Below are 24,910 nucleotides of genomic sequence, written 5' to 3'. Positions count from 1 at the left end.
CAGGGTGTCATTGTGCGGACCTGTTTGGCAACCAAGGTGTCATGATGGTGCGATGAGCGACATCGACAGCGACCTCGACGACGGGCCCGACGCCCCTCTCCCGCCGGACGAACTCGGCCATCGCCTCACCGCGGTGTTCGATCTGGTGGGCCCGCTGTACCGGCGGGTGCAGCGCAAGGTCGAGCAGGGCGAGGCCGTCGAGGGGCTGTCCGTCGGCGTACGGGCCGTGCTCGACCTGCTGCACAAGCACGGCCCGATGACCGTCCCCCAGATGGGACGCGCGCAGGCGATCAGCCGCCAGTTCGTGCAGCGCATGGTGAACGACGCGGTGGCCCGCGACCTGGTGATCAGCGTCCCGAACCCGGCGCACCAGCGCTCGTCGCTGATCCGGCTCACGGACGCGGGCCGGGCGGCGATCACCTCGGTGCTGGACCGTGAGCACCTGCTGCTGCGCCGGGTCGGGGGCGATCTGACGGACTCCGAGGTACGGGCGTGCCTGCGCGTGCTGGGTGAGATGCTCGACCTCTTCGAGCACGTGGACGTCGACTGACCGGCCCCACGCCCCGGTCGACCGGCCGGCCCCGCTCCCCCGGCCGGTCGGCCGGCCTCATTCCCCCATGACGAGCCCGTCCTTCGCCGCGCCCCGGCTGAGCACCGCGGTGCGGATCCGGTCGCGCACGCCCTGGAGGTCGGCGCCGCGGGCGATGGCCTTGCCGAGGTTCACCACCCGGCCGGCGTCCAGGTCGAACACCTCGGGGACGAACTCGGCCCGGGCCACCTCCCAGCGCCCGCCCTGCTTGGCGGGCGGGGAGAACGTGAAGCGGGCCAGCGTGCTCTGGTTGGCGCGCGGGTTGCGCCGGCCGCTGTCGTCGGTGGTGGCGCCTGCGATCTGGTCGCCGAGCCCGTAGACCACCCAGGTGCCGTTGACCTTCTCGTAGGCCTGCGGGACATGGGCATGGCTGCCGAGGATCAGGTCGACGTCGGGCCGGCCGCCGGAGTGCGAGGCGGTCAGCTTCCGGGCGAGGTCCAGTTGCTGGGCGTCGGGCGCGTCCTGCCAGGCCCGGCCCCAGTTCAGGGACACGACCACGACCTGGGCACCCGCCTTGCGGGCGGCTCGGGCGTCCTCGACGATCCGCTTCTCGTCGATCACACGGACGGCCCACGGCTGATCGGGTGGGAGGGGGTCGTTGGTGCCGTAGGTGTAGGCGAGGTGGGCCACCACGGCGCGTCCGGCCCGGAGGAGGGTGCCGCGCGCCTCGCCCTCGCCCCGCGCCGAGCCTGCGTGCCGCAGGCCGGCGCCGTCTAGGGCCTCCAGGGTGCGCCGGACGCCGTCGGCGCCGTCGTCCAGGGTGTGCTCGGAGGCGGTGGCGCAGCTGTCGTAGCCCGCCGCGGCGAGGGACGACGCCAGCTCGGGCGGGGACTTGTAGCGGGGGGCGCCGGTGTAGGGCGCGCCCGCTCCGAAGGCGGTGCCCAGGTGACACAGCGCCAGGTCGGCCCGGGAGACGATGTCCTTGACGCCTTCGAGCATCGGCCGGAAGTCGTGGCCCGCGCCGCCCGCGTCGAAGGCGGCCCGCTCCAGCACCGAGGCGTCCGGCAGGATGCCGCCGGAGGCGACGAGCGTGAACGCGCCGGGCGCGCTCGCGGAGTTCGGGGCGGTCGGGGCGGCTCGTCCGGGCGGAGTCTGCTGTTCCCGTTGGTGGGCCTGGCAGGCGGCGGCCGCGGTGAGGAGGGCCGTCACGACCAGGGACACCTGCTGTCTGCGTGCGATCATCAGTTCACCCCATGGCGGTCGTATGGACAGACAAATGGGTACGAATCTGACGGCTTTCGCAAACGGTATGGGCGCCGCGTTGGCCCGTTCGTGTAAGAGAAGGGGCCTGACGGACCGTTCGTCGTACCGTTCGCCGACCCGATCGACCGTCCGTCGCACAGCCGTGTGCACGCCCTGTCCCCGCGCGGCCCCCTGCGATGCCATACGGCCATGACGGCCGGAACCACCCTCCCGCACGGGACGACGACCGCCGAGCACGAGCTCGCCGCGCTGCAACGCGAGCACGGCCGACCGCTCTTCGCGCTGCTGCTGCGCCTGTGCGACGGCGACCGCCAGCGCGCCGAGGACCTGCTCCAGGAGACGCTCGTGCGCGCCTGGCAGCACCCCGAGGCGCTGCGCGCCGACGCCTTCGACTCGGTGCGGCCCTGGCTGCTGACCGTGGCGCGCCGGCTCGCCATCGACGCGCGCCGCGCCCGGCAGGCCCGGCCGCCGGAGGTCGGGGACGCGGACCTGGAGAACGCGCGGGTCATCGCCGACCACGCCGAGCGGTCCGCCGCGACGCTCGACGTCCGGGAGGCTGTGAAGACTCTCACTCCCGAGCACCGTGAAGTCCTGGTGCTGGTGTACTTCCGGGGGGCCAGTGTGGCGGAGGCCGCCCAGGCCCTGGGCATCCCGCCCGGTACCGTGAAGTCCCGCGCGTACTACGCGCTGCGCGCCCTGCGCCGGATGCTTCCGGGATACGCGGCCGACCTGCGGTGAAACCGGCCGCCTGGTCAAACCTCCGTAAAGCGCCTTGCCGTGGACCGCTGTTGAGTAATCGGCTGTCCTCATCCGTGTTCCGACAGGGGGCGGGACCCCGGGACCCGGGGTCGGGCGAGGAGAACGCACCGGAGGAGGGCAGGAAGGGATGCTGCACAGAGGTCACGAGAGCACGGACGGCCCGGACGGCGGCGAACTGGCCGTACCCATGGCCTGGTTGTACGCCGAGTACATCGCCGACGAGCTGCTGCGCACCGGCGATCTGATGCCGCCGACGTCGTTCGAGTTCCGCGCCGGGCGGGACGCGCTGGCGCTCACCATCTTCCTGTCCGACACCGGCGGCGAGCTCTCCCGCGTCCGGGTGGTCTCCCAGCTGGAGACCTGGCTGTCGCTGACCGCGTACGACCAGCCGTGGCAGGACTGGGTGTGCGAGCGGATGGCCGGCCTCGCGGACGAGGCGGAGGCCCGCGGGATGCCCTCGCCCGACCTGACGCTGGCCGAGGCGGCCTGGCGCTGGCTGGAGGAGACCGAGTTGCTCGCGCCCGATCTGGACGCGGTGCCGGGCGGCGCGAGCGTGTTCGGCGAGGACGAGGGACCGAAGGTGTGGACGCCCGCCTGGCAGCTCGGACTGCCCCTCGGACATCTGGCCATCCACCTCTTCTAGACCCGGGTTCTTCCCGGATTCGGGGCCTCTCGGAACGCGGCCGGATTCCGACCAATCCGCGGGACCGGCCGCTCCGAACGTCTTGATTACGATTCGGAACGCGGCTGAGTGATTCCGGTGCCGGGCTCGTACGGGTGGGAGCAACGAGTAACCCCACCCGCACTCACAGGCACGAGGATTCGGCATGAGGTCCCTGGAACGGCATCGCGACGCCGGCGCGTACGCGCTCGGCATGCTGGACGAGGCGGACGCCTTCCGCTTCGAGGACCACCTCGCGGAGTGCCCTCGCTGCGCGGCGCACGTCACCGAGTTCGGCCCCACGACCCGGCAGCTGATGCTGTACCGGCGGGCCACGCCGCGCTTCGTGCACCCGATGACCCGGCCCGGCCCGGGGCTGCTGGACCGGCTGGTCGGCGAGGTCGCCCGGCGGCGCCGGGCCGGACGCCGGCGGTTCCTCTACGGTCTGGCCGCCTCGGTGGTGCTCGCCGTGTGCGGACCCGCGGTGGCCGCCGTCGCCGGACACCACGGCGGCCCCGCCCGGTACGCGGCGACCGACGCGACCACGGGTGTGTGGGCCGAGATCAAAGCCGCCGACCGGGACTGGGGCAGCGATCTGGAGGTGCGGGTCAGGGACGGCTCGGGTCCCCATTCCTGCCGACTGGTCGTGGTCGGCCGCGACGGCTCGGAGCAGACCGTGACCACGTGGAGCGTCCTCGCGCACGACGCGGGCACCAGCACGGTGGCGGGCGGCACGACGATGCATCCCGGGCAGATCGACCGCTTCGAGGTGCGCACCGCGGACGGGCGGCCCCTGGTGACCCTCGACTCGCGGTGAGCCGCCGGCCGGTCCGTCACTTGAGCAGCCGGGACAGGCGCCGGTCGGCCAGCGGTTTCCCGCCCGTCTGGCAGGTCGGGCAGTACTGGAGCGAGGAGTCGCTGAAGGACACCTCGCGGACGGTGTCCCCGCACACCGGGCAGGGCTCGCCGGTGCGGCCGTGCACGCGCAGGCCGCCCTTCTTCTCCGCCTTCAGCCGCCCGGCCGCAAGGCCCCTGGAGCGCGCGACCGCCTCCGTCAGGGTGGTGCGCAGTGCCTCGTACAGGGTGTGCGTCTCCTGCGGCGTCAGAGAGGCGGCCAGCTTGAACGGGGACATCCTCGCCGCGTGCAGGATCTCGTCGCTGTAGGCGTTTCCGACGCCCGCGATCAGGCTCTGGTCGCGCAGGGCGCCCTTGATCTGCCGCCGCTCCCCCGCGAGCAGCCGGGCGAACCGCTCCTCGTCGAAGCCGTCGGCCAGCGGGTCGGGACCGAGACGCGCCACCCCGGGCACCTCCGCCGGATCCCGTACGACGTACACCGCGAGCCGCTTCTGGGTGCCGGCCTCGGTGAGGTCGAAGCCCGCGCCGGTCTCCAGGGCGACGCGCAGGGCCAGCGGACCTTTGCCGGGCCGGGGCACGCCGTCGGGCAGCGGGTCCTTCCACTGGAGCCAGCCCCCGCGGGCCAGATGGGTGACGAGGTGCGCGCCGCCGCCGGTTTCCAGGTCCAGGAACTTGCCGTGCCGGCGCACCGCGGTGACCTCGCGGCCCTCCAGGGCGGTGACCGGCGGGTCGTACGTCTTCAGCACGCTGATCGCGACGGGCAGCACGCGCACGATCCCGTGGCCGACCAGATGGTCGGTCAGGAAGTCCTTCAGCGCTTCGACCTCGGGCAGTTCCGGCATAGGTCCAGAGTGCCACGCGGCCGCGGGGCGCCACGTCAGCTCTCGCCGGGCACCGCGAACTCGCACCACACGCACTTGCCGCCGCCGCGCGCCTCCACGCCCCACACGTCGGTGAGCCGGTCCACGAGCAGCAGCCCCCGGCCGGAGACGCCGTCCGCCCCCGGTTCGCGGCGGCGCGGCAGGGCGCTGGAGGAGTCCTCGACCTCGATCCGCAGCCGCCGTCCGGACCCGCTGAGGACCCGCAGGGTGACGATCGCGGCGCCCTCGGTGTGCATCAGGGCGTTGGTGATCAGTTCGTCGGCCACGAGTTCGATCTCGTACGAGTCCTCCTCGGCGCCCCAGGCCCGCACCGCCGTGCGGATCATGTGCCGGGCGCGGCTGAGGGCCTCGGGGTCCCCGGGGGCCACGTACTGCTGGAGCCGGCCGACGGGCTGCCGCTCGGCCGGCACCTGGCGGCGCAGGACGAGCAGGGCCACGTCGTCGTCGCCGCCGCGCGCCTCGGCCATCGTGATCAGCCGGTCGGCGAGGTCCCGTACGTCGTCGGGCCCGTCGGCGACGGACCGCGCCAGCGCCCGCATGCCGTCGTCGAGGTCGGCGCCGGGCTGTTCGACCAGGCCGTCGGTGCACAGCACCAGGGTCTGACCGGGGTCGAGCTCCATGGTGCCGACGGGGTACTCCAGGCTGCCGAACTCGGCGGACAGGCCGAGCGGCAGCCCCCCGTCGACGCCTATCAGGTGGCAGCTTCCGTCGCTGTGCCGGACCAGCGGGTCGATGTGCCCGGCCCGGACCAGTTGCACGACGCCGGTGGACAGGTCGGCCTCCGCGTACAGGCAGGTGGCGAAGCGGTCGGTGTCGAGTTCGTGCAGGAAGAGCGAGGCGCGGGCCATCACGGTGGCCGGTGCGTGCCCCTCGGCGGCGTAGGCGCGCAGCACGATGCGGAGCTGGCCCATGACGGCGGCGGCGTGCGTGTCGTGGCCCTGGACGTCGCCGATGACGGCGCCGACCCGGCCCCCGGGCAGCGGGATCAGGTCGTACCAGTCGCCGCCGATGTCGCGGCCCAGGGAGCCGCCCGCGTAGCCGGAGCGGTAGCGGACGGCGATGTCGGCTCCGGGCACGCTGGGGATGGTGCGCGGCAGCATGGCCTGTTGCAGGCTCTGGGCGAGGTCCTTCTCCTGCTCGTAGAACATGGCCCGCTGGAGGCTCTGCGCGATGCTGCTGCCGAGGGCGATCAGGACGTCGCGCTCGTCCGGGGTGAAGCCGCGGCGGTCGCTGTAGAGCAGGCCCATTCCGCCGATCGGGCGCGCCTGGGCGATCAGCGGCAGATAGGCCGCCGAGGTGATGTCCAGTCCGGTGATGCGCGGCCACAGGATGGGGTAGCGCTCGGCGAACTCCTCCGGGGACTCGATGAAGCGGGGGCTGAGGGTGCGCACGGCCTCGCTCATCGGGTAGGGCTCGTCGATCCGGGTGACGCGGGTGCCCGGCACGGAGGAGCCCTCGGGGCCCTCGGCGACGAGCCGGATGCGGCCGGCCTCGACCAGGCCGAGGACCAGGCTCTTGGAGCCGAGGAGTGCCAGTCCGTGGGAGTCCTTGACGACCTCGATGACGTCCTGCACGGTGCGCGCGTGGGCGAGGGCGGCGGTGGCGGCCTCCACGACGTTGGTCTGCCTGCGCCGGGCCGCGGCCTGGGCGGCCCGCTCCCGGCGGGCGGCGATGTCGCCGAGTTCCTCGGAGGCGTCGCGGAGGATCCCGGTGATCCTGCTCGGCCGGCCCGTCCCGTCGCGCTGGATGTAGCCCTGCACGTGGGCCCAGCGCAGGCCGCCGTCGCGCAGGCGCAGGCGGACGTAGGTGCCGTAGTTCCGGCGGCCCTCCTTCATCGCCCGGGCGACCAGGGCGTCCAGGCGATCGCGCTCGGACGGCAGCAGCCGCTTGCCCACGGTGCCCGGACGGCGGTCGTTCTCCTCCGGGCTGAGGTCGAAGATCCGGTGGGCCTGGGCGTCCAGGTGCACGAGCCCGGCGTCCAGGTCCCAGTCGAAGGTGCCCATGCCGTTGAGCGCCAGAATGGGATCCGGGCGGGCGGGCCAGTCCTCCGGGAGTGACAGGGCGGGCGCTCCCTGTTCAGCCATGCAGGACACCTTGCCAGGGATCGGCTGATTCTTCGAGCCGGGGGTGGGGTAGCCGGGCCGTGACTTTCCCGGAGGACGAGAGGAGAGGAGCGCTCGACCGTGGGTTGGTTCACCGCACCCGAGTACTGGCTGAGCCGGCTGGTCTTCCAGCGCGCGCTGGCCGTGGTGTATCTCGTCGCCTTTCTGACGGCGGCGCTCCAGTTCCGCGCGCTGCTCGGCGAACGGGGCATGCTGCCGATCCCCCGTTTCCTGCAGCGGGTGCCGTTCACCCGGGCGCCGAGCCTGTTCCACCTGCGCTACTCCGACCGGCTCTTCGCGGCGGTCGCCTGGACCGGGTGCGCGGTGTCGGCGGCGCTGGTCGCGGGCGTGGACTCGCTGGTGCCGTTGTGGGCCGCGATGCTGCTGTGGTTCGTCCCCTGGGCGCTGTACCTGTCGATCGTCAACGTCGGGCAGACCTGGTACGGCTTCGGCTGGGAGTCCCTGCTGCTGGAGACCGGGTTCCTCGCGGTCTTCCTCGGCAACGACGAGGTGGCCCCTCCGGTGCTCGTGCTGTTCCTGCTGCGCTGGATCCTCTTCCGCGTCGAGTTCGGCGCGGGGCTGATCAAGCTGCGCGGCGACGCCTGCTGGCGCAAGCTGACCTGTCTGCACTATCACCACGAGACGCAGCCGATGCCGGGCCCGCTGAGCTGGTTCTTCCACCATCTGCCGGGGCCCCTGCACAAGGCGGAGGTGGCCGCCAACCACGTCACGCAGCTGATCGTGCCGTTCCTGCTGTTCGCTCCGCAGCCGATCGCCACGATCGGTGCCTCGCTGATGATCGTCACCCAGCTGTGGCTGGTGCTGTCCGGGAACTTCTCCTGGCTGAACTGGATCGCGATCGTGCTGGCGCTGTCGGCGGTCCGCTTCCCGGGGAGCGCGCCGTCCGGGCCGGCCGCGCCGCTGTGGTACGAGGTCGTGGTCCTCGCCGTGGCCGTGCTGCTGGTGCTCCTCAGCTACCGCCCGGTGGTCAACATGGTCTCCCGCCGCCAGGTCATGAACCGCTCCTTCGACCCGCTGCACCTGGTCAACACCTACGGCGCGTTCGGCAGCGTCAGCCGTGTCCGCTACGAGGTGGTGGTGGAGGGCACGCTGGACGAGGTGCCGCACGAGGACGCGGACTGGCGGGAGTACGAGTTCCGGGGCAAGCCCGGTGATACCCGGCACTGGCCGCGCCAGTTCGCGCCGTACCATCTGCGCCTGGACTGGATGATGTGGTTCGCCGCGCTCTCCCCGGCCTACGCGGGCGTCTGGTTCGGCGCGATGGTGGAGCGGCTCCTGGAGAACGACCGCGACACCCTCAGGCTGCTGCGCCGCTCCCCCTTCCCGCCGGACGAGCCGCCGCGCTACGTCCGCGCCCGGCTGTTCCGCTACCACTTCACGACCTGGCGGCAGCTGCGGGCGACCGGTGCCTGCTGGGACCGCTCCTACGTGCGCGATTTCCTGCCGCCGACCCGGCTGGGCACCGGCACCCGGGAGCCGTGACCGGTCCCCGTCAGGTCCCGGAGGCGGGCAGCAGACCGGTGTCCCTCAGCTCCTGCCAGAAGGCGGCGGGCACGGGTGCGGCGAACTGCTCCGCGCAGTCGCGGACTTCAGCCGCCGAGCGGGTGCCGACCAGGACGGAGGCCACGGCCGGGTGGCCGGCGCAGAAGCGCAGGGCCGCGGCCCGCAGGGTGATTCCGTGCCGGCCGGCCACCGCCTTCATGCGCTGGGCGCGCTCCACCAACTCGGGTGCCGCCCTGGCATAGTTGTACGTCGCACCGGGCCTGGGGTCCGCCAGCAGGCCGGAGTTGAAGGCGCCGCCGACGACGACGGACACGCCGCGCTCGGCGGCCGCGGGCAGCAGCTCCGACTCGGCGCGCTGGTCGAGCAGGGTGTACCGGCCGGCGCACAGCACCACGTCCACGTCCGTGTCGCGGACGAAGCGGGTCAGCATCTCCGACTGGTTCATGCCCGCCCCGATGGCCCCGACCACGCCCTGGGCGCGCAGTTCCTCCAGCGCCGGGTAGCCCTCGCGGAAGGCCTGCTCGGCGTGGTCGTCGGGGTCGTGGAGGTAGACGACGTCGACGCGGTCCAGGCCGAGCCGTTCGAGACTGGCCTCCAGTCCGCGCCGTACCCCGTCCGCGCTGAAGTCCCACACGCGGCGGTGGGCGGCGGGCACCGCGAAACCATGGGCGAGATCGCTCCCGCCCGTGTCCGCGGGTGCGAGCAGCCGCCCGACCTTCGTGGAGACCGTGTACGCGGAGCGCGGAAGGCCGCGCAGGGCAGCGCCGAGGCGGCGTTCGGACAGGCCGAGGCCGTAGTGCGGGGCGGTGTCGAAGTAGCGGATGCCCTGCTCCCAGGCGGCGGCCACGGCCGCCCGCGCCTGCTCCTCGTCCACCTCGGAGTAGAGGTTGCCGATGGCGGCGGCGCCGAAGCCGAGGGCGCTGACCTCGACCCCGCTCCCGCCCAGCGTCCTCACCGGGCCTCCGGGCACGGCCGTGGGCCCGGACCGCCGACGTCGGGCTGGTGCGGGGCGGGATGACGGGTGTCGTGGGCGTCACGTGCTCGGGTGCGGACGGGCGTCGGGGGCACGGAAGTCCTTTCGCTCGATGGGGGAACGCTCGCGGTCGTCCCCGCGTTCCGGTCGTGGTCAGGGGCCGGGGGCCGTCAGGGGCCGGCGGCCGGCACCGGTGGTTCCGGGCGACGGGTCCGGGAATCGGACCATTCGCGCAGTTCGTCGGCGCCGACCTCCTCGATCACGTGCCGCAGGGTCTGCCGGGCCGCTGCGTCGCGTTCTGCCTCGGGCAGGAGCAGGTACCGGTCGACGGCCCGGCGCAGAGTCTCGCGTGCCTGCGCGGTGAGCACCCAGCGGGAGCCGGGGTCGAACAGCTGGCGCATGCCGGTGAAGAACACGGCGCCGCCCGCGATCATCGCGGTCAGCCAGGCCGGCGCGTGCAGACCGGCGGCCACGACCGTCACCGAGGTGGTGGTGAGGGCGCCCAGCTCCGTACCGCGGTGCAGCCGCCTGGCGCGGTCGCAGGACCGGCTGTAGAACGCCAACTCACGTTCGGCCAGCGCCAGCAGGGGGTCCGGCTGGGCGGCCCAGGAGTGGTCGGGCACCGTTCTTCGTGTCATCGCCACATCATCGTGGCCGCGCGCCCCACCGGGAAAGAGCGGCACGGCGCGATCCCGCCGAGTCGCCCCCCTGTCGCAGGACCTCACGCGCGCCGCAGCCGCAGCGTCATCAGCTCGAACGGCCGCAGCCGCAGGGCGATCCGGCCGCCGTCCCGCTCCGGCGCCTCCTGGGGCAGGGGCCGCTCCAGCAGGTCCGTCACCGTCACGTCCGCGACGTCGAACCCGGCCGTGAGCATCGCCCGCGCCCGGCCGCCGTGGGCCTCGTGGAAGCGGACCACCACGTCGCCGCTGCCGTCGTCCGCGAGTTTCACCGCCGTCACGACCACCGCGTCCTCGTCCACCGTCACCAGCGGAGCGACGTCCCCGCCGCCGGTCAGCCGCCGCTCGGGCAGGTTGATCCGCCAGCCCTCGCGGACCGCGTCCCCGATGTCCGCGCCCGGCACCAGGGCGTGCCGGAAGCGGTGGACGCCCTGGTCGGTGGCGGGGTCGGGGAAGCGCGGGGCACGCAGCAGGGACATCCGGACCGTGGTGGTGGTGCCCCGGTCGCCGTCGGTGCGGACCGTGCGGGTCACATCGTGGCCGTACGTCGAGTCGTTGACGACGGCAACACCCCAGCCGGGCTCGGCCACGTGCACGAAACGGTGGTTGCAGGCCTCGAACCTGGCCGCGTCCCACGAGGTGTTGGTGTGGGTGGGGCGGTAGAAGTGCCCGAACTGCGTCTCGGACGCGTACCGTTCGGCGTGCACGTCGAGCGGGAAGGCCAGCTTGAGGAACTTCTCCGTCTCGTACCAGTCCACCCCGGTGTCCAGCACCAGCCGCCGCTCCCCCGCCGGAAGCGACAGCACCTGGGTGACCCTGGAGTCCCCGAAGTTCCGTACGACACCTACCGAGGCGCCGTCCTCGCGGGCCGTGACGGACTCGGCGTCGGTGAGGTCGATGACCGTGTTGCGGTAGAACTCGTCCACGTCCCAGGCGTCCCACATGTTCGGGAGGTCCGGGTGCAGTTGGAGGAGGTTCGCGACCCGGCCCTCGGCGATCGTCTCGCGGCCGGCCTCGATGTCGTACGCCGAGACGACCAGGCCCCGCTCGTCGATCCCGATCCGCAGCAGACCGTTGTCCAGGACGAATCCGCCGCCCGCGCGGAACCTCAGCTCCGTGCGGCCCTCGGTGGCCGGGGTGGCGGCGCCGCCGGCCGGGACGCCGGCCCGTGCGTGTGGGGCCGCGTTGAAGACCAGCGGTACGGCGCCCTCGCCCGCCAGCGCGCGCTGGGCCGACTCGACGATCCGGTTCAGTTCCCCGGCGATCCGCTCGTAGGTGGCGCGTGCCTCGCGGTGCACCCAGGCGATGGAGGAGCCGGGCAGGATGTCGTGGAACTGGTGCAGCAGCACCGTCTTCCAGATCCGGTCCAACTCGTCGTAGGGATAGGCGAATCCGGTGCGTACGGCAGCAGTCGCCGCCCACAGCTCCGCCTCCCGCAGCAGGTGTTCGCTGCGCCGGTTGCCCCGCTTGGTACCGGCCTGGCTGGTGAGGGTGGCGCGGTGCAGTTCCAGGTACAACTCGCCGACCCAGACGGGGGCTTGCGGGTACTCGGCCTGGGCCCGGTCGAAGAACTCCCGCGGCGTCTCCCACACCACCCGCGGCGAGCCCTCCAGGTCGCGCAACCGGGCCGCCTTGGCGACCATCTCCCGGGTGGTGCCGCCGCCTCCGTCACCCCAGCCGGTGGGGGCGAGGGAGTGCCGGGCGGCGCCCTTGTCCTTGAAGTTGCGTGCCGCGTGGGCGAGTTCGTGGCCCGTCATGGAGCAGTTGTAGGTGTCGACGGGCGGGAAGTGGGTGAAGATCCGCGTGCCGTCGATGCCTTCCCACCAGAAGGTGTGATGCGGGAAGGCGTTGGTGCGGGACCAGGAGATCTTCTGTGTGAGCAGCCGGGTGGAGCCCGCCGCCCTGATGATCTGCGGCAGTCCGGCGGCGAAGCCGAAGGTGTCGGGCAGCCAGGCCTCGTCGTTCTCGATGCCGAACTCGTCGAGGAAGAACCGTTTGCCGTGCACGAACTGCCGGGCCATCGCCTCCGATCCGGGCATGTTGGTGTCGGACTCCACCCACATGCCGCCGGCCGGAACGAACCGCCCGTCCGCCACGGCCTTCTTCACCCGTGTCCACACCTCGGGCCGCCGTTCCTTGAGCCACGCCCACTGCTGGGCCTGGGACATCGCGAAGACGAACTCGGGCTCGTCCTCGAGCAGCGCGGTCATGTTGGAGGCGGTGCGGGCCACCTTGCGCACGGTCTCGCGCAGCGGCCACAGCCACGCCGAGTCGATGTGGGCGTGCCCGACCGCGCTGATCCGGTGCGCGGAGGCGGCTGCGGGCGCGGCAAGCACCTCGGTGAGCCGGGCCCGGGCCCGCCGGGCGGTGCCGTTCACGTCCTGGAGGTCGACCGCGTCGAGCGCCTGGTCCATCGCGCGCAGGATCTCCCAGCGGCGCTGCGCGTCGGGCGGCAGCTCGGCCATCAGCTCCCCCAGCACCTCCAGGTCGATGACCAGCCGCCATACGTTCTCGTCGAACACGGCGAGGTCCATGCGCCCGAGCGAGTACCGCGGTTCGTCGCCCGCCGTCTCCGGGTCGCCGAGCGGAGTGGGCAGGAAGCCGGGGATGACGGGGTTGGAGGCGGCCTCGATGTGCAGGCGCACCTCCTCGCCGCCCCGGGCGGGGGCGCCGACGCGGACCCAGGAGGTGCGCGGGTTGAGCCCCTTCACCGGGGTGCCGTCCGGCCGGTACACCAGGCCCTCGCACTGGAAGCCGGGCATGTTCTGGTCGAAGCCGAGGTCGAGGAGCGCTTCGACGGTCCTCCCGGCCCACGCTTCGGGCACGGTACCGGTCACCCGGAACCAGCTGGTGCCCCACGGCGCACCCCACCGGGTGCCCGCCTCGATCGGCTCGGCTTCGGCGGCCAGGCCCTCGGCGACCGGTACGGGTTCGCCGGGCGCGTGCCGGACCGCGACGTCCAGCGGGACGGACTCGGGATACACGGCGGGGCGGATGCGCTCGTCGAGCACCCGCCGGAGGCGGGCCTCGACCAGGCCGGGGTCGTCATGCATGAGTCAGGCTCCGTGGGGTGGGCGGACAGCGGTGCGGCCGGCGCGGACCTCAGCGGGTGCGGGGATCGGGCCGCTCACCGTCGGACGTGCCCTCGCCCGGCTCCTCTTGCCCGGTGCCGGGCCGCGGCGCGCCGGGGCCGCGCAGTGCGGGCCTGCCGTCGCCCTCCTCGGGGCGGGCGCCGCCGGGGTGCCGATCGCCCTGGCCGTTCAGGTTCTGCCGGACCGAGTCCAGGATCGTCAGGCCCTGGGCGACCAGGCCGGCCGCTATCTCGCCGAGTCCGTCGGCGCCGTTCAGGACGTTGACGTTGGCCCCGGAGAGACCGCCCGCGGCCTCCTTCACGATCAGCGGGAGCTGGTCGATGAGCATCCGGTCCAGGGCGACGCGGTCGTACGACGCGGCGGCCTCGGCCTGGACCTTCATCCGCTGCGCCTCGGCGGCGGCGAGGACCCGGACGCGTTCGGCCTCGGCCTCGGCGGGCTTCACGATCTCCGCCACCAGCTCCTGCTGGCGCAGCCTGGCCTGCCGCTGGGCCAGTTCGGTCTGGGCGTCGAGCACCTCCTGCCGGGCGTGCGCCTGCGCCAGCGGCCCTGCCTGGGCCGCCTGCGCCTGGGCCCGGTCCACCTCGGCCGAGTACTCCGCCTTCACCACCGCGGTCTGCCGGGCGTACTCGGCCTGCTTGCGCGCCGCCTCCTGCTCGGCCTGGGCGGCGGCCTGGTTGGCCTGGGCCTGCGCTATCTGGGCCTGCCGCCGGATGGCCGCCTTGTGCGGCGCGGACATCGCGTCGATGTAGCCGGTGTCCCCGTCGTCGATCGACTGGATCTGCAGCGAGTCCACGATCAGGCCGATCTTCGCCATCTCGGTCTTGGAGGTGTCCAGCACCTCCGCGGCGAGCTTCTGGCGTTCGGTGACGATCTCCTCGACCGTCATCGAGCCGATGATGGCTCGCAGATGGCCGGCGAAGATCCGGCCGGTCAGGACCGACATCTGGTCCTGGTCGGAGAGGAAGCGCTGACCGGCGTTGATGATGCTCTCGGTGTCGTTGCCGACCTTGAAGGCGATGACGGCGCGCACGTGCAGCGCGATGCCCTGCTTGGTGACGCAGGTCTCCACGACCTCGGACTCGCACATCGACAGGGTCAGGAAGCGGACCTTGCGGAAGACGGGGAACACGAACTTCCCGTGTCCCGTCACCACCCGGAACGGCGCGCCCCCCAGTCCCCGCCTGCCTCCGGAGATCAGCATCGCCTCGTCGGGGGCGGGAACGCGGTAACCGAACATGGCCTTGTTCTCCTTAGCCCGGGTCAGCCCGGGATCAGCCCGGGGCTCACCCCGGATCGACAGGAACGTCCCGCAATCTCTCCAAGGGGTCGCCCCACGCGATGACGTCGACCTCGCGGCGTCCGCGTGACTCGACCACGAGCACCGTCGCACCGATCGGCAGCGGCTCCTGCGACCAGGCGAGGAAGGTCTCGCAGCCGCCTCTGACCCGCACCAGGATCTCGCCCGGGCCCGCGGAACCGCGCGTGCCGATGAGAATCTCCCCCGTGCAGCCGATCACGGCCTCGTCCTGTGCCATCGCCGACCGGTTCCCCTCGTACGCGTCCTCTGTCTTCGACCTTAGACCCACTCGGACGGCCCGCATACGGCGCTGCACGGGCCATTCCACCGGCCCTTCCACCGGCGGGCACGTCTCGACGCGGCACCTGCCGCCGGGCACGGTCGTGCCTGCATACTCGCGAGTACCCAACCGTCCGTCCCCTTTCCGAGGAGCGCCCGTGACCAAGTGGGCCGGCCGCAGTGCCGCCGAGATCGCCGCCGCCGTACGCGACGGGCGGGCCACGCCCCGCGAGGTGGTGGCCGAGCACCTCGCCCGGATCGAGCGGCTCGACGGCCACGTCGGCGCCTTCCGCACCGTCCGCGCCGAGGCCGCGCTCGCGGAGGCCGACGAGGTGGCGGCCCGCGGTGATCTGGCCGTACTGCCGCTCGCGGGCGTGCCGGTGGCCGTGAAGGACAACCTGGCGGTGCGGGGCGAGTCCAGCCGCGTGGGGTCGGCCGCGACCCCGGACACCCCGGCCGCCGGCGACCATGTCACCGTGGCCCGGCTGCGGGCGGCGGGCGCGGTGGTCGTCGGGCTGACGAACGTGCCCGAGCTGTGCGTGTTCGGCACCACGGAGGGCGTCCACGGCATCACCCGCAACCCGTGGGACCCGAGCCGGAACGCGGGCGGCTCCTCGGGTGGCAGCGCGGCTGCGGTCGCCGCCGGCATGGTCCCGCTCGCCCTCGGCAACGACGGCATGGGCTCCCTGCGCATCCCTGCCGCCAACTGCGGGCTGGTCACCGTCAAACCGGGGCACGGGGTGGTGCCCGCCGGGATCGGCGAGGGCGACTGGTTCGGCATGTCCGAGAACGGGCCGCTCGCCACGACCGTCGAGGACGCCCGGCTGATGCTCTCCGTGCTGGCCGGCACCGAGGCCGAGAGCGGTCGGGAGGCGAGCCCGCGCACGATCGCCGTGTCCGTGCGCAGCCCACTCGCCGGGGTGGGCGTGAGCAGGCCCTACGCCGCCGCCACCAGGGACGCGGCGCGGCTGCTGGCCGGGGCGGGTCACCGGGTGCGCCGGGCCGAGCCGCCGTATCCGGTGTCGCTGGGCGTGACGGCTCTGCGGCACTGGACGGCGGGCACGGCCGTGGACGCGGCGGGCATTGACCCGCGGCTGCTGACCCGGCGCACCCGGGTGCACGCCGCCCTGGGGCGCCGGTTCCTGAAGGGGGTGCGCGCGGACACGCGCCGGGAGGAGCTGCGGCGGCGGATGGAGCCGTTCTTCGCCGAGTACGACGCGCTGCTCACCCCCGCGCTGGCCCGCCGCTCCCCGCAGGCCGGGCCCTGGCACGAGCGGGGCTGGCTGCGCAATGTGCTGGCCGACACCCTCTATTCGCCGATGACCCCGCCGTGGAACCTCGCCGGATGGCCCGCGATGGCGGTGCCGTTCGGGACGCTGCCCTCGGGCGCGCCGTGCGCCGTTCAACTGGTGGGGCGTCCGGGCGCGGAGGCGGATCTGCTGGACCTGGCGGAGCAGATCGAGCGGCTGCGTCCCTGGCCGAGGACGGCGGACCTGCCGCCGGGGTCGTAGGACCGGGTCTCCGGAGGGCCCGTTCGGAGCGCCTCGTCTACAGGGCCCGGTACATGATGTGCAGGCCCACCGGGCCGTGCCGGGGGTGCTCGTAGGCCTCCGGCACCGTGCCGAGGATCCGGAAGCCGAGCGAGGTCCACAGCCCGACGGCTGGGTTGGTCTCCACGACGGCGTTGAAGACCATCGCCCGGTAGCCGGCGGCCGTCGCGGCCCGGAGGACGTGCTCGGCCAGGGCGCGGCCGATGCCCAGGCCGGACCGGTCGGGGTCGACCATGAAACCCGCGTTGGCGACGCGGGCGGCGGGACCGCCGTAGTTGGGGGTGACGTAGGCGGAGCCGACGACCGCGCCGGTGTCGTCCTCGGCGACGTACACGCGTTTGGCGGGGCCCATCCACAAGGCCCGGGCATCCTCCTCGGAGGTGTCCGGGTCCCAGGCGTACGTCTCGGCGGCGGCGACGATCCGGTGCCAGAAAGGCCAGATCCGCGGCCAGTCCCCGGCCGTGGCTTCTCTGATCAGCATGGGCGTGAGTCTGGCACGCCCATGCGGTCGGCGATCGCGACGGGTTCTGGCCGCTCAGTCCACGCTGGGCAGGATGTGGGGCTCGGCCAGGTCGTCCTCGTACCCCGCCAGGCGGATCGGTGCCGAGCGGGCCCACACGTCGAGGCTGCCCAGGTCCGCGGGCCTTCGGCCCGCGCGCTCCATGCGTTCGTTGGGGCGCTGCTCGCGATTCGTCTTCTCCGGTGTCACCGCGCACTCCTTATGTGTCGGTCACCCTCGGGGCATGCGGCCGGTACGCACCGCGCCGCCCAAGCCCGCTCGGGTCTGGTTGGTATGCATCTCGGACGCGGTGGCGTCGGCAACTGAGGTGCGAGCAGGCCGTGGTGCACCGGCTTGCCCCGGGACGGACCATGGGTGTGGATGGAACCCGTAGTCGCTGTCCGTCCACCCCAGATTAACCAAATGAGCGGCCTCCCGCTCGATAGCGCGGCAAAGACCAGGTAACTATCTGACGTCGCGCGTGTTGATTGGACCACTTGCGGGGTGATTTGTCGCATCATGTGCCGGGCGGGGTTCAGGTTCCGTTGGCCGCGCCGCAAGCTCGCCATGATCTGCTGACCCACCACGACGGCTTTCTCGCGGGAGGACCGACGCATGGAGCTGCGCAGCGCCGAGGAGCTCATGGACCTGCTGTACGCCTGCCCGCCCGACGCCCGCGCCCACGCGTTGCGCACCGCCGCCCTGCTGCGCCGGCGCCACCCGGCCGACAAGGAGCTCCAGGTGGCGGGCCTGGTCCACGGCATCGGCCGGCTGCTGCGGCCGGGCGGCGTCGACGGTGCTGCCGACCCGGCGGCGGACGCGGTGCGCGCCCTGCTCGGCGAGCGCGTCTCCCGCCTCCTGCGACAGCATGCGGCGCCCGCCGACGGCCGCCTGTCCGAGGAGGACGCGCTGTCGCTGCGCCAGGCGGCCGAGGAGGCCCGCGCCGCCGGCTTCGACGCGGGCGTCCTGGAGGACTGGCGCACGGTCCTGGAACTCGTCGCGGCGGGCAACTACCGGCTACGGACCGTGGACTGATACCTCGTCAGAGGCATCGGACCGGCGGCCGGCTCACCACTTGCCCGGCGCGTAGTCCTTGAGGAAGACGCCGTACAGGTCCTCGCCCGCCTCGCCGCGCACGATCGGGTCGTAGACGCGGGCGGCGCCGTCCACCAGGTCGAGCGGGGCGTGGAAGCCGGCCTCGGCGAGGCGGACCTTGTCCGGGTGCGGGCGCTCGTCGGTGATCCAGCCGGTGTCGACGGCCGTCATCAGGATGCGGTCCTTCTGGAACATCTCCTCGGCGCTGGTCCGCGTGAGCATGTTCAGGGCGGCCTTGGCCATGTTGGTGTGCGGGTGTCCCGCGCCCTTGTAGCCGCGGTTGAACACGCCCTCCATGGCGGAGACGTTCACGATGTAGGCGCGGCGGGCCGCGGCGGCCGCCATCGCCGGACGCAGGCGGCTGATCAGGATGAAGGGCGCCGTCGAGTTGCACAGCTGGACCTCGAGCAGCTCCACCGGCGTGACGTCCTCCACCGCCTGGATCCAGCTGTTGGTGTCGTGCAGGTCGGGCACGAGACCGCCGGCGTCGATGGCCGTGCCGGCGGCGATCCGCTCCAGGGACGCCGAGCCGGAGACCAGGGCCAGGTCGGTGACGTCCTGGGCGGTGAGCGCGCCGCCGCCCGCCACCGGCAGCTCCGCGACCGCCCCCGAGCCGAATGTGCCGATCACCTCGGCCGCGGGCAGCTCACCGGCCGGCAGCGGGGCCGACTCGGCGGCGACCAGCTCGCTGTAGGCCTGCGGGGAGCGCCGTACGGTCTGGGCCGCGTTGTTGATCAGAATGTCCAGCGGTCCCTCGGCGGCGACCGAGTCGGCCAGGGCCACCACCTGGGCCGGGTCACGCAGGTCGATACCGACGATCTTCAGCCGGTGGATCCACTCGTCGCTGTCCGGCTGGGCCTTGAAGCGGCGGATGGCGTCACTCGGGAACCGGGTCGTGATCGTCGTGTGCGCGCCGTCGCGCAGCAGCCGCAGCGCGATGTACATGCCGATCTTGGCGCGGCCGCCGGTGAGCAGGGCGCGCTTGCCCGTGAGGTCGGCGCGGGCGTCCCTGCGGGCGCGGTTCTCGAGCGCGCACCGCGGGCAGAGCTGGTGGTAGAAGTAGTCGACCTCGACGTAGCGGGTCTTGCAGACGTAGCAGGAGCGCGGGCGCTCGAGTATGCCCGCGATCCGTCCCGCGCCCGTCGTGGACGAGGGCAGGATGCCCTCGGTCTCGTCGTCGATGCGCTGCGCGGATCCGGTGGCCGTGGCCTCCGTGACCGCCTTGTCGTTCGCGGTCTTGGCGGCCCGGCGCTCCTGGCGGCGGCGCTGCTTGACCGTGCGGTAGATCTGCGAGGTGGCCCGGCGCACGGCGACGGCGTCCGGGTGGTCCACGTCGATCCCGTCGAGCTCCTTTAGCACTTCGAGGCACACGGCCAGGCGTTCGGGGTCGATCCCGGGCCCGTACACCACTTCGTCCGTGGCCGTCGGGCCCTCGTCTGTCACCGTCATCGCGCTGCCGTTCCCTGATCACTGTGCGGCGCTCGGACTCGCGCCTGCTTTCGAACGGGGGATTTTACGGCAGCGCCGGGCCGGTAGGCCAAACGCCGTTGATCAGGATCCGCAGACCGTGATCAGGGTCTCCACCTCCTCGGTCACGGCGCGGGCGAGCCGGTTCAGGTCGGGCACGGCCTTGGCGTCCGCGACGAGCCCGTAGTGGACCTGGCCGCGGTAGGTGGAGATCGCGACGGCCAGGGACTGGCCGCGGGCCAGCGGCGCGAAGGGGTAGACCTCGGTCAGCGGGTGGCCGCCGAGCCTCAGGCCGATGCCGGGCAGCGGCACGCTGGTGACCAGGATGTCGAACCACAGCCGGGCGGCCTGGGCGACCAGCGGTCCGCCGAGCCGGTGGCCGAGGGCGGGCACATGGTCGGCGAGCAGCGCGACGGCGCCCGCTCCCCGGTTGGGTCCGGCGTCCTTGTTGCGGTCCATGGCCGCGCGGACGGCGGCGAGCCGGCGCAGCGGGTCCGCGTCGCCGACGGGGAGTTCCATCAGATAGCCGGAGAGCCGGTTGCCCTGCGGGTGGGCGGCGCGCGGGCGGCGCCTGGAGACCGGGATCAGGGCGCGGGGCGCGATCCCGTCGGTGCCCTCGCCCCGCTCGTCGAGCCAGCGCCGCAGGGCGCCGGCGACGACGGCGATCAGTACGTCGTTGACGGTGCCGCCGACGGCCTTGCGGACCAGGTGCACGTCGTCGATGTCGACGACCGCGCCGGCGGTGCGGCGGGTTCCGGTGGGCTCGGCGGTGAGCGCCGGGGTGGACCGGGTGGCGAGGGACGAGCGGGCGACCGAGGTGCCGATGTCCAGGGCGCGGCCCACGTCGGACAGGGCGCCACGCAGTGCCTCGGGCAGCTTGCGCACGTCGGGGAGCGGGCCGCGGGCGGGCGCGGCCGGGCGGGGCCGCGGCGTGGGCATGTCCATGGGGTCGAGGACGGCCGCGGCGAGGGTCAGGGCGCGCAGGCCGTCGGCGAGGGCGTGGTGGAACTTGAACAGCACGGCGAAGGAGACACCGTCCTCGCCGGGCAGCACGTGCGCCTCCCACGGCGGGCGGTTGCGCTGCAGCGGGCGCTGCATGAGCCGGCCCGCCTCGGCGTGGAAGTCCGTGGCCGGGGCGTGCAGCCGGACGTGGTTGAGCGGGTCGAAGCCGGGGTCGGGCTCGCGGGCGGCGCCGCCGAAGCCGAGCGGCGGACGGAGTGCCTGGGCAAGGGACAGGCGCAGGTCGAGCGGCCGCCACACGTCCCGGATCCGCATGCGCAGGCCGGGCACTGCGGCCGCGCGGGCGGCGAGCAGGTCGGCCGCGTGCGCTCCGGCGGTCGGCGAGTGGGCGGAGAAGACCCCGAGGGCGCCGAGGTGCATGGGGTGGTCGGCGGACTCGATGTTCCAGAACGCCAGGTCGAGGGGAGCGAGCAGGTCGGGAGTCAATGGCTTGCCTCGCATCGGCGGTGGGTGTTTTGGCAGTCAACCGCCCTCGACCGATTACAGTCAAGTACGATCAAGCTACGCTCAGTTAACAACAGATTAAGTCCGACCCTGGGGAAAGGGGTGGGACACATGGGGCCTTTGAGGTCACTCAGGGCCCCCGCAAGGGTCACCTCAGGGCGGGTGGCGCGGCCTGCGCGGCCGTGCCCCACGCCGAGGGCCGCGGCCCCACGGTGTAGCGCAGGGTGCCGATCGACCGCAGGGCGCGGGTGGTCAGATACGTCCGGTCGTGCGGCACCCCGCCGGCCAAGACCGACTGGATGTAACGGTCCTTCCGCGAGGTGCCCGGCGCCGTGATGGTCAGGCCGCGCGGGTGGTGGCCGTCGTCCAGGCGCAGGTCGACGCGTTCGAAGACGGGCGTGGACAGGCCCCAGGTGAAATAGCCCGGCTGGACGGGGAACAGGCCGATGGAGGCCAGCACGTTCCAGGCGGACATGGTGCCCAGGTCGTCGTTCCCGCTCAGCCCGGCCGGCTCGTCGGTGAACAGGGTCAGCGCGACGTGCACCACGTCGGTGGTCTTCCACGGCTGCCCCGTCGAGAGGTAGGCGTACGGCGCGGCGAGGTCCGGCTCGTTCATCGGGTTGTACGTGGCCCTGCCGTAGTAGGCGTACGGCCCGCGGACCCAGGTCTCGCGGACGGTGCACTCCGGGTCCTTCAGCAGGCCGGCGTAGGCGAAGAACGTGTCCAGACGCTCGTTGGCGGCGCGCCGGCCGCCGATCAGGCCCACCAGGCCGGGCAGGTCCTGCGGCACGAGCCACTGGTACTGCCAGGAAGTGCCCTCGTGGAAACCGGGGCCGCGGGACGGGTCCGCCGGTCCGGTGAAGGCGCCGGAGGCGTCGCGGGCGCGGAAGAAGCCGGTGGCGGGGTCGAACAGCGCGCGGTAGCCGCGGGAGCGGGCGGCGTACCGTGCGGCGTCCGCGTGGTGGCCGAGGGCGCGGGCCATCTGGGCGAGCACGGCGTCCGACACGGCGTACTCCAGGGTCGCCGACGCGCCGAACGCGTAGTCGGAGTGGCCCGGCTTCGCGGGCTCGTGGCCCTGGAGGTACGGGACGTAGCCGCGGGCGAGGTAGTCCGGGTTGGCGTCGCGGCCCAGCGCCGGGGAGCCGGCGGGCGGCACCCCGTCGGCGTTCCGCCGCAGCGCCCGGTAGGCCCGCTCCTCGTACCCCTGCAGCAGGCCCTGCTGGAAGGCGTTGGTCAGGAACGGGGTGACCGGGTCGCCGGTCATGACGTTCGTCTCGACGGTGCCGTAGCCCCATTTGGGCAGCCAGCCGCTCTCCTCGGCGACCCTGATCACCGAGATCGCCATGTCCCGGGACTCGCGCGGCGCGAGCAGGGCGAGCAGCGGGGCCTGGGTACGGTAGGTGTCCCACAGCGACCAGTTCTGGTAGTAGGTGAATCCCAGCGCGCGGTGGATCCGCCCGTCCCAGCCGGTGTAGCGGCCGTCGGCGTCGTTGCCCGCGTTCGGCGCCAGGAACACGTGGTACAGGGCCGAGTAGAACGTACGGCGCCGGGTCGCGTCGCCGCCCCGGACGCGTACGACGTCCAGCCGGCTCTCCCAGGACCGCCGGGCGGCGTCGCGCACCGCGTCGAAGGAACGGCCGCCCTCCGCCGCCAGGTTGCCCGCCGCGCCGGCCGCGTCGACGTAGGACAGGGCGGTCGTCGCCTCCACCGTGCGGTCCTCGGTGGTGTCGAAGCGGACGTAGGCGCCGCCGTGTCCGGTTCTGGACCCCGCCGTGACCGTGGCGCCGTCCCAGGAGCCGTACGCCGTGAACGGGCGGTCGAAACGGGTGACGGTGTACACGGTGTAGGGCCGGGTGTCCCGGCAGAAACCGCGGCCCGTGATCGTGGTCCGCACGGTGCGGTCGCCCAGGATCTCCACCGTCGCCGCGACCGGTCTGTGCAGCGCCTGGGCGGCGTTGAGCAGGACGTTGGCCTTGGCCGTGGCCGGGAAGGTGTAGCGCTGCACCCCGGTACGCGCGCTCGCCGTCAGTTCGGCACCGATACCGCCGACACCGCCGACACCGCCGACACCGGAGGACAGGCCGACGCGGTAGTAGCCGGGACTCGCCCGCTCGGTGTCGTGGCCGAACGGGGCCGCGTACTTGGTGTAGTCCGTCCGCGTGACGTCACCGGTGGTGGGCAGCACCGGCAGGTCGCCGCCGATGCGGCAGCCGACGCCGGAGAGATGGATCAGGGAGAAACCGCGGACGCGGTCCTGGGTGTGGTCGTAGCCGGTGCTGTGGCCGGTGTCCGGCGAGAGCTGCACCATGCCGAAGGGCACGGCCGCGCCGGGGAAGGTGTTGCCCTCGTTGGCGGTGCCGATGAACGGGTCGACCAGATCGGTGAGCCGGTCGTCGCGCGCTTCGACGGCCGGTGCGGCGACGGGCGCGGCGGTCAGCGCGGACGCTGCCACCGCCGCCACCGCGCACAGCCGCAGGCGCCGGGTCCATCTCATGCAGGAAAGACCTCCGAGGGAGACGTCACTGCCTGCATGATCGGGTCTGAAGGCCGGTCAGCCCGGCAACCGGCGGGTGTCGCACGCGACGCGTCGCGGTTCGCGCCCCCGGCGCGCGCCCCCACCCGCCGCGCCGGGCTCGAGGCCGCCGGGCCAGGGTCTTTCGTCCGGATCCGGCCTGATCCGGACGAGAGGCCCTAAGGGACCAGTTGTCCCTTGCCCAGCGCGATGACGCCGCCCGGGGAGACGGTGTACAGCTCCGCGTCCCGCTCGGGGTTGACGCCGATGGTCGCGCCGGGCGGCACCTCGACGTTCTTGTCCAGGACCGCGCCACGCACGATGGCGCCCCGGCCCACCCGGACGTTGTCGTGCAGCACCGAGCCCTGGACGACCGCGCCCGGGTCGACCCGGACCCCCGGCGACAGCACGGAGCGGGTGACCTGCCCGCGGATCAGGCAGCCGGCACTGATGATCGACTCGCCCGCGATCCCGCCCGCGTTGAACCGGGCGGGCGAGAGCTGCCCCGAGTGGGTGTAGATCGGCCAGTCGCGGTTGTAGAGGTTGAACGCCGGGCGCTCGGCGATCAGGTCCATATGGGCGTCGTAGTACGCGTCGAGCGTGCCGACGTCCCGCCAGTAGCCCTGGTCCCGGCTGGTCTCGCCGGGCACGTGGTTGGCGCCGAAGTCGTAGAGCCGCGCCTCTCCGCGATCGGTGAGCTGGGGCAGGATCGAGCCGCCCATGTCGTGCGCCGACCGCTCGTCCTCCGCGTCCCGCTGGAGCGCCTCGATCAGCACCTTGGTGGAGAAGACGTAGTTGCCCATGGAGGCGAAGACACTCTCCGGGTCGTCGGGCAGGCCCGGAGGGTTGGCGGGCTTCTCCAGGAAGCGCTGCACCGTCTGCCCGTCCGTACCGGGGGTGATCACCCCGAACGACGACGACTCGGCCCGCGGCACCCGGATCCCCGCGACCGTCACGCCCGCTCCGCCCTCGATGTGCTCCTTGAGCATCTGCCGCGGGTCCATGCGGTAGACGTGGTCGGCGCCGAACACCGCGACGTAGTCGGGCTGTTCGTCGTGGATCAGATTGAGCGACTGAAGGATCGCGTCGGCGCTGCCCAGGTACCAGCGGGGCCCGAGCCGCTGCTGCGCGGGAACCGGGGTGATGTAGTTGCCGAGCAGACTGGACATCCGCCAGGTGGTGGTGATGTGCCGGTCCAGCGAGTGCGACTTGTACTGGGTCAGCACACAGATCCGCAGGATGTCGCCGTTGACGAGGTTGGACAGGACGAAATCGACGAGCCGGTACGTGCCGCCGAACGTGACCGCGGGTTTCGCCCGGTCCGCGGTCAGGGGCATCAGCCGTTTGCCCTCTCCGCCCGCGAGGACGATCCCGAGGACCGAAGGTCCACCACGACGCATGGCCGCTCCCCTCACCCGGTTGCCTGCC

Annotated in this window: 21 protein-coding genes; 7 read left to right on the top strand and 14 right to left on the bottom strand. The window is 73.0% G+C overall.

From position 1 onward, the window contains the following. Positions 1-52 precede the first annotated feature (52 nt). Positions 53-550 (top strand): MarR family winged helix-turn-helix transcriptional regulator, encoded by a 498-nt coding sequence (locus CG719_RS21315; RefSeq protein WP_100570251.1) that lies wholly within the window; start codon positions 53-55, stop codon positions 548-550. A 57-nt stretch (positions 551-607) separates the two neighbouring features. Here the strand turns inward: CG719_RS21315 and CG719_RS21310 are convergent, their stop codons facing one another. Further along, the gene (locus CG719_RS21310; RefSeq protein ID WP_100570250.1) at positions 608-1,771 is read right to left on the bottom strand and encodes a CapA family protein; all 1,164 of its coding nucleotides are present in this window, start codon (positions 1,769-1,771) and stop codon (positions 608-610) included. 210 nt (positions 1,772-1,981) lie between these two features. On the opposite strand from CG719_RS21310, the gene CG719_RS21305 reads away from it, so the two are divergent. From CG719_RS21305 to CG719_RS21295, 3 genes are all read left to right on the top strand, one after another. Further along, positions 1,982-2,530: a sigma-70 family RNA polymerase sigma factor gene (locus CG719_RS21305; RefSeq protein ID WP_100570249.1), complete on the top strand. Its 549-nt coding sequence runs from the start codon at positions 1,982-1,984 to the stop codon at positions 2,528-2,530. 148 nt (positions 2,531-2,678) lie between these two features. Continuing rightward, positions 2,679-3,194, top strand: coding sequence for a hypothetical protein (locus tag CG719_RS21300; RefSeq protein ID WP_100570248.1), 516 nt, complete (start codon positions 2,679-2,681; stop codon positions 3,192-3,194). A 184-nt stretch (positions 3,195-3,378) separates the two neighbouring features. Continuing rightward, a complete protein-coding gene (locus CG719_RS21295) occupies positions 3,379-4,029 on the top strand; it encodes an anti-sigma factor family protein (RefSeq protein WP_100570247.1) in 651 nt (216 codons plus the stop codon). Between the two features lie 16 nt (positions 4,030-4,045). Here CG719_RS21295 and CG719_RS21290 read toward each other — a convergent pair whose 3' ends face one another. Continuing rightward, on the bottom strand, positions 4,046-4,909 hold the full coding sequence (locus tag CG719_RS21290) for an Fpg/Nei family DNA glycosylase (RefSeq protein ID WP_100570246.1): 864 nt from the start codon (positions 4,907-4,909) through the stop codon (positions 4,046-4,048). A 35-nt stretch (positions 4,910-4,944) separates the two neighbouring features. Continuing rightward, positions 4,945-7,032, bottom strand: coding sequence for a SpoIIE family protein phosphatase (locus CG719_RS21285; RefSeq protein WP_100570245.1), 2,088 nt, complete (start codon positions 7,030-7,032; stop codon positions 4,945-4,947). 99 nt (positions 7,033-7,131) lie between these two features. Between CG719_RS21285 and CG719_RS21280 the strand changes: the two genes are divergently transcribed. Continuing rightward, complete coding sequence (locus tag CG719_RS21280; protein ID WP_100570244.1) at positions 7,132-8,553, top strand: lipase maturation factor family protein; 1,422 nt, start codon at positions 7,132-7,134, stop codon at positions 8,551-8,553. A 10-nt stretch (positions 8,554-8,563) separates the two neighbouring features. On the opposite strand, the gene CG719_RS21275 is transcribed toward CG719_RS21280, so the two are convergent. The 5 genes from CG719_RS21275 to CG719_RS21255 all read right to left on the bottom strand — a co-directional run bounded on the left by CG719_RS21275 (position 8,564) and on the right by CG719_RS21255 (position 14,854). Continuing rightward, positions 8,564-9,529 carry an aldo/keto reductase gene (locus CG719_RS21275; RefSeq protein ID WP_100570243.1) on the bottom strand — a complete coding sequence of 322 codons (966 nt, stop codon included), beginning with the start codon at positions 9,527-9,529 and terminating at the stop codon, positions 8,564-8,566. A 188-nt stretch (positions 9,530-9,717) separates the two neighbouring features. After that, on the bottom strand, positions 9,718-10,185 hold the full coding sequence (locus CG719_RS21270) for a DUF4231 domain-containing protein (protein ID WP_100570242.1): 468 nt from the start codon (positions 10,183-10,185) through the stop codon (positions 9,718-9,720). 83 nt (positions 10,186-10,268) lie between these two features. Continuing rightward, positions 10,269-13,277 (bottom strand): alpha-mannosidase, encoded by a 3,009-nt coding sequence (locus CG719_RS21265; RefSeq protein ID WP_100570241.1) that lies wholly within the window; start codon positions 13,275-13,277, stop codon positions 10,269-10,271. Positions 13,278-13,326: 49 nt separating this feature from the next. Beyond that, the gene (locus CG719_RS21260; RefSeq protein ID WP_234375685.1) at positions 13,327-14,556 is read right to left on the bottom strand and encodes an SPFH domain-containing protein; all 1,230 of its coding nucleotides are present in this window, start codon (positions 14,554-14,556) and stop codon (positions 13,327-13,329) included. A gap of 46 nt (positions 14,557-14,602) precedes the next feature. After that, positions 14,603-14,854 (bottom strand): hypothetical protein, encoded by a 252-nt coding sequence (locus CG719_RS21255; RefSeq protein WP_100570348.1) that lies wholly within the window; start codon positions 14,852-14,854, stop codon positions 14,603-14,605. Positions 14,855-15,053: 199 nt separating this feature from the next. Here CG719_RS21255 and CG719_RS21250 point away from each other — a divergent pair, with 199 nt between their 5' ends. Next, entirely contained in the window at positions 15,054-16,406 is a 1,353-nt protein-coding gene (locus CG719_RS21250) for an amidase (RefSeq protein WP_100570240.1), read from the top strand. 37 nt (positions 16,407-16,443) lie between these two features. Here CG719_RS21250 and CG719_RS21245 read toward each other — a convergent pair whose 3' ends face one another. Both CG719_RS21245 and CG719_RS21240 read right to left on the bottom strand, forming a co-directional pair. Then, complete coding sequence (locus tag CG719_RS21245) at positions 16,444-16,926, bottom strand: GNAT family N-acetyltransferase (RefSeq protein ID WP_100570239.1); 483 nt, start codon at positions 16,924-16,926, stop codon at positions 16,444-16,446. 54 nt (positions 16,927-16,980) lie between these two features. Further along, complete coding sequence (locus CG719_RS21240; protein WP_100570238.1) at positions 16,981-17,154, bottom strand: hypothetical protein; 174 nt, start codon at positions 17,152-17,154, stop codon at positions 16,981-16,983. A 405-nt stretch (positions 17,155-17,559) separates the two neighbouring features. Between CG719_RS21240 and CG719_RS21235 the strand changes: the two genes are divergently transcribed. Beyond that, positions 17,560-17,979 carry a hypothetical protein gene (locus CG719_RS21235; RefSeq protein WP_100570237.1) on the top strand — a complete coding sequence of 140 codons (420 nt, stop codon included), beginning with the start codon at positions 17,560-17,562 and terminating at the stop codon, positions 17,977-17,979. 33 nt (positions 17,980-18,012) lie between these two features. Here CG719_RS21235 and CG719_RS21230 read toward each other — a convergent pair whose 3' ends face one another. The 4 genes from CG719_RS21230 to glgC all read right to left on the bottom strand — a co-directional run bounded on the left by CG719_RS21230 (position 18,013) and on the right by glgC (position 24,882). Next, positions 18,013-19,488 (bottom strand): SDR family NAD(P)-dependent oxidoreductase, encoded by a 1,476-nt coding sequence (locus CG719_RS21230; RefSeq protein ID WP_100570236.1) that lies wholly within the window; start codon positions 19,486-19,488, stop codon positions 18,013-18,015. 102 nt (positions 19,489-19,590) lie between these two features. Then, a complete protein-coding gene (locus tag CG719_RS21225) occupies positions 19,591-20,952 on the bottom strand; it encodes a wax ester/triacylglycerol synthase family O-acyltransferase (protein WP_100570235.1) in 1,362 nt (453 codons plus the stop codon). 166 nt (positions 20,953-21,118) lie between these two features. Then, positions 21,119-23,464 (bottom strand): GH92 family glycosyl hydrolase, encoded by a 2,346-nt coding sequence (locus tag CG719_RS21220; protein ID WP_100570234.1) that lies wholly within the window; start codon positions 23,462-23,464, stop codon positions 21,119-21,121. A gap of 197 nt (positions 23,465-23,661) precedes the next feature. After that, positions 23,662-24,882 (bottom strand): glucose-1-phosphate adenylyltransferase, encoded by a 1,221-nt coding sequence (glgC, locus tag CG719_RS21215; protein ID WP_100570233.1) that lies wholly within the window; start codon positions 24,880-24,882, stop codon positions 23,662-23,664. Between the last annotated feature and the right edge of the window lie 28 nt (positions 24,883-24,910).

This window comes from Streptomyces sp. CB01373, assembly GCF_002803075.1.
GTDB lineage: Bacteria > Actinomycetota > Actinomycetes > Streptomycetales > Streptomycetaceae > Streptomyces.
This window is presented reverse-complemented; position numbering and strand designations above follow the sequence as displayed.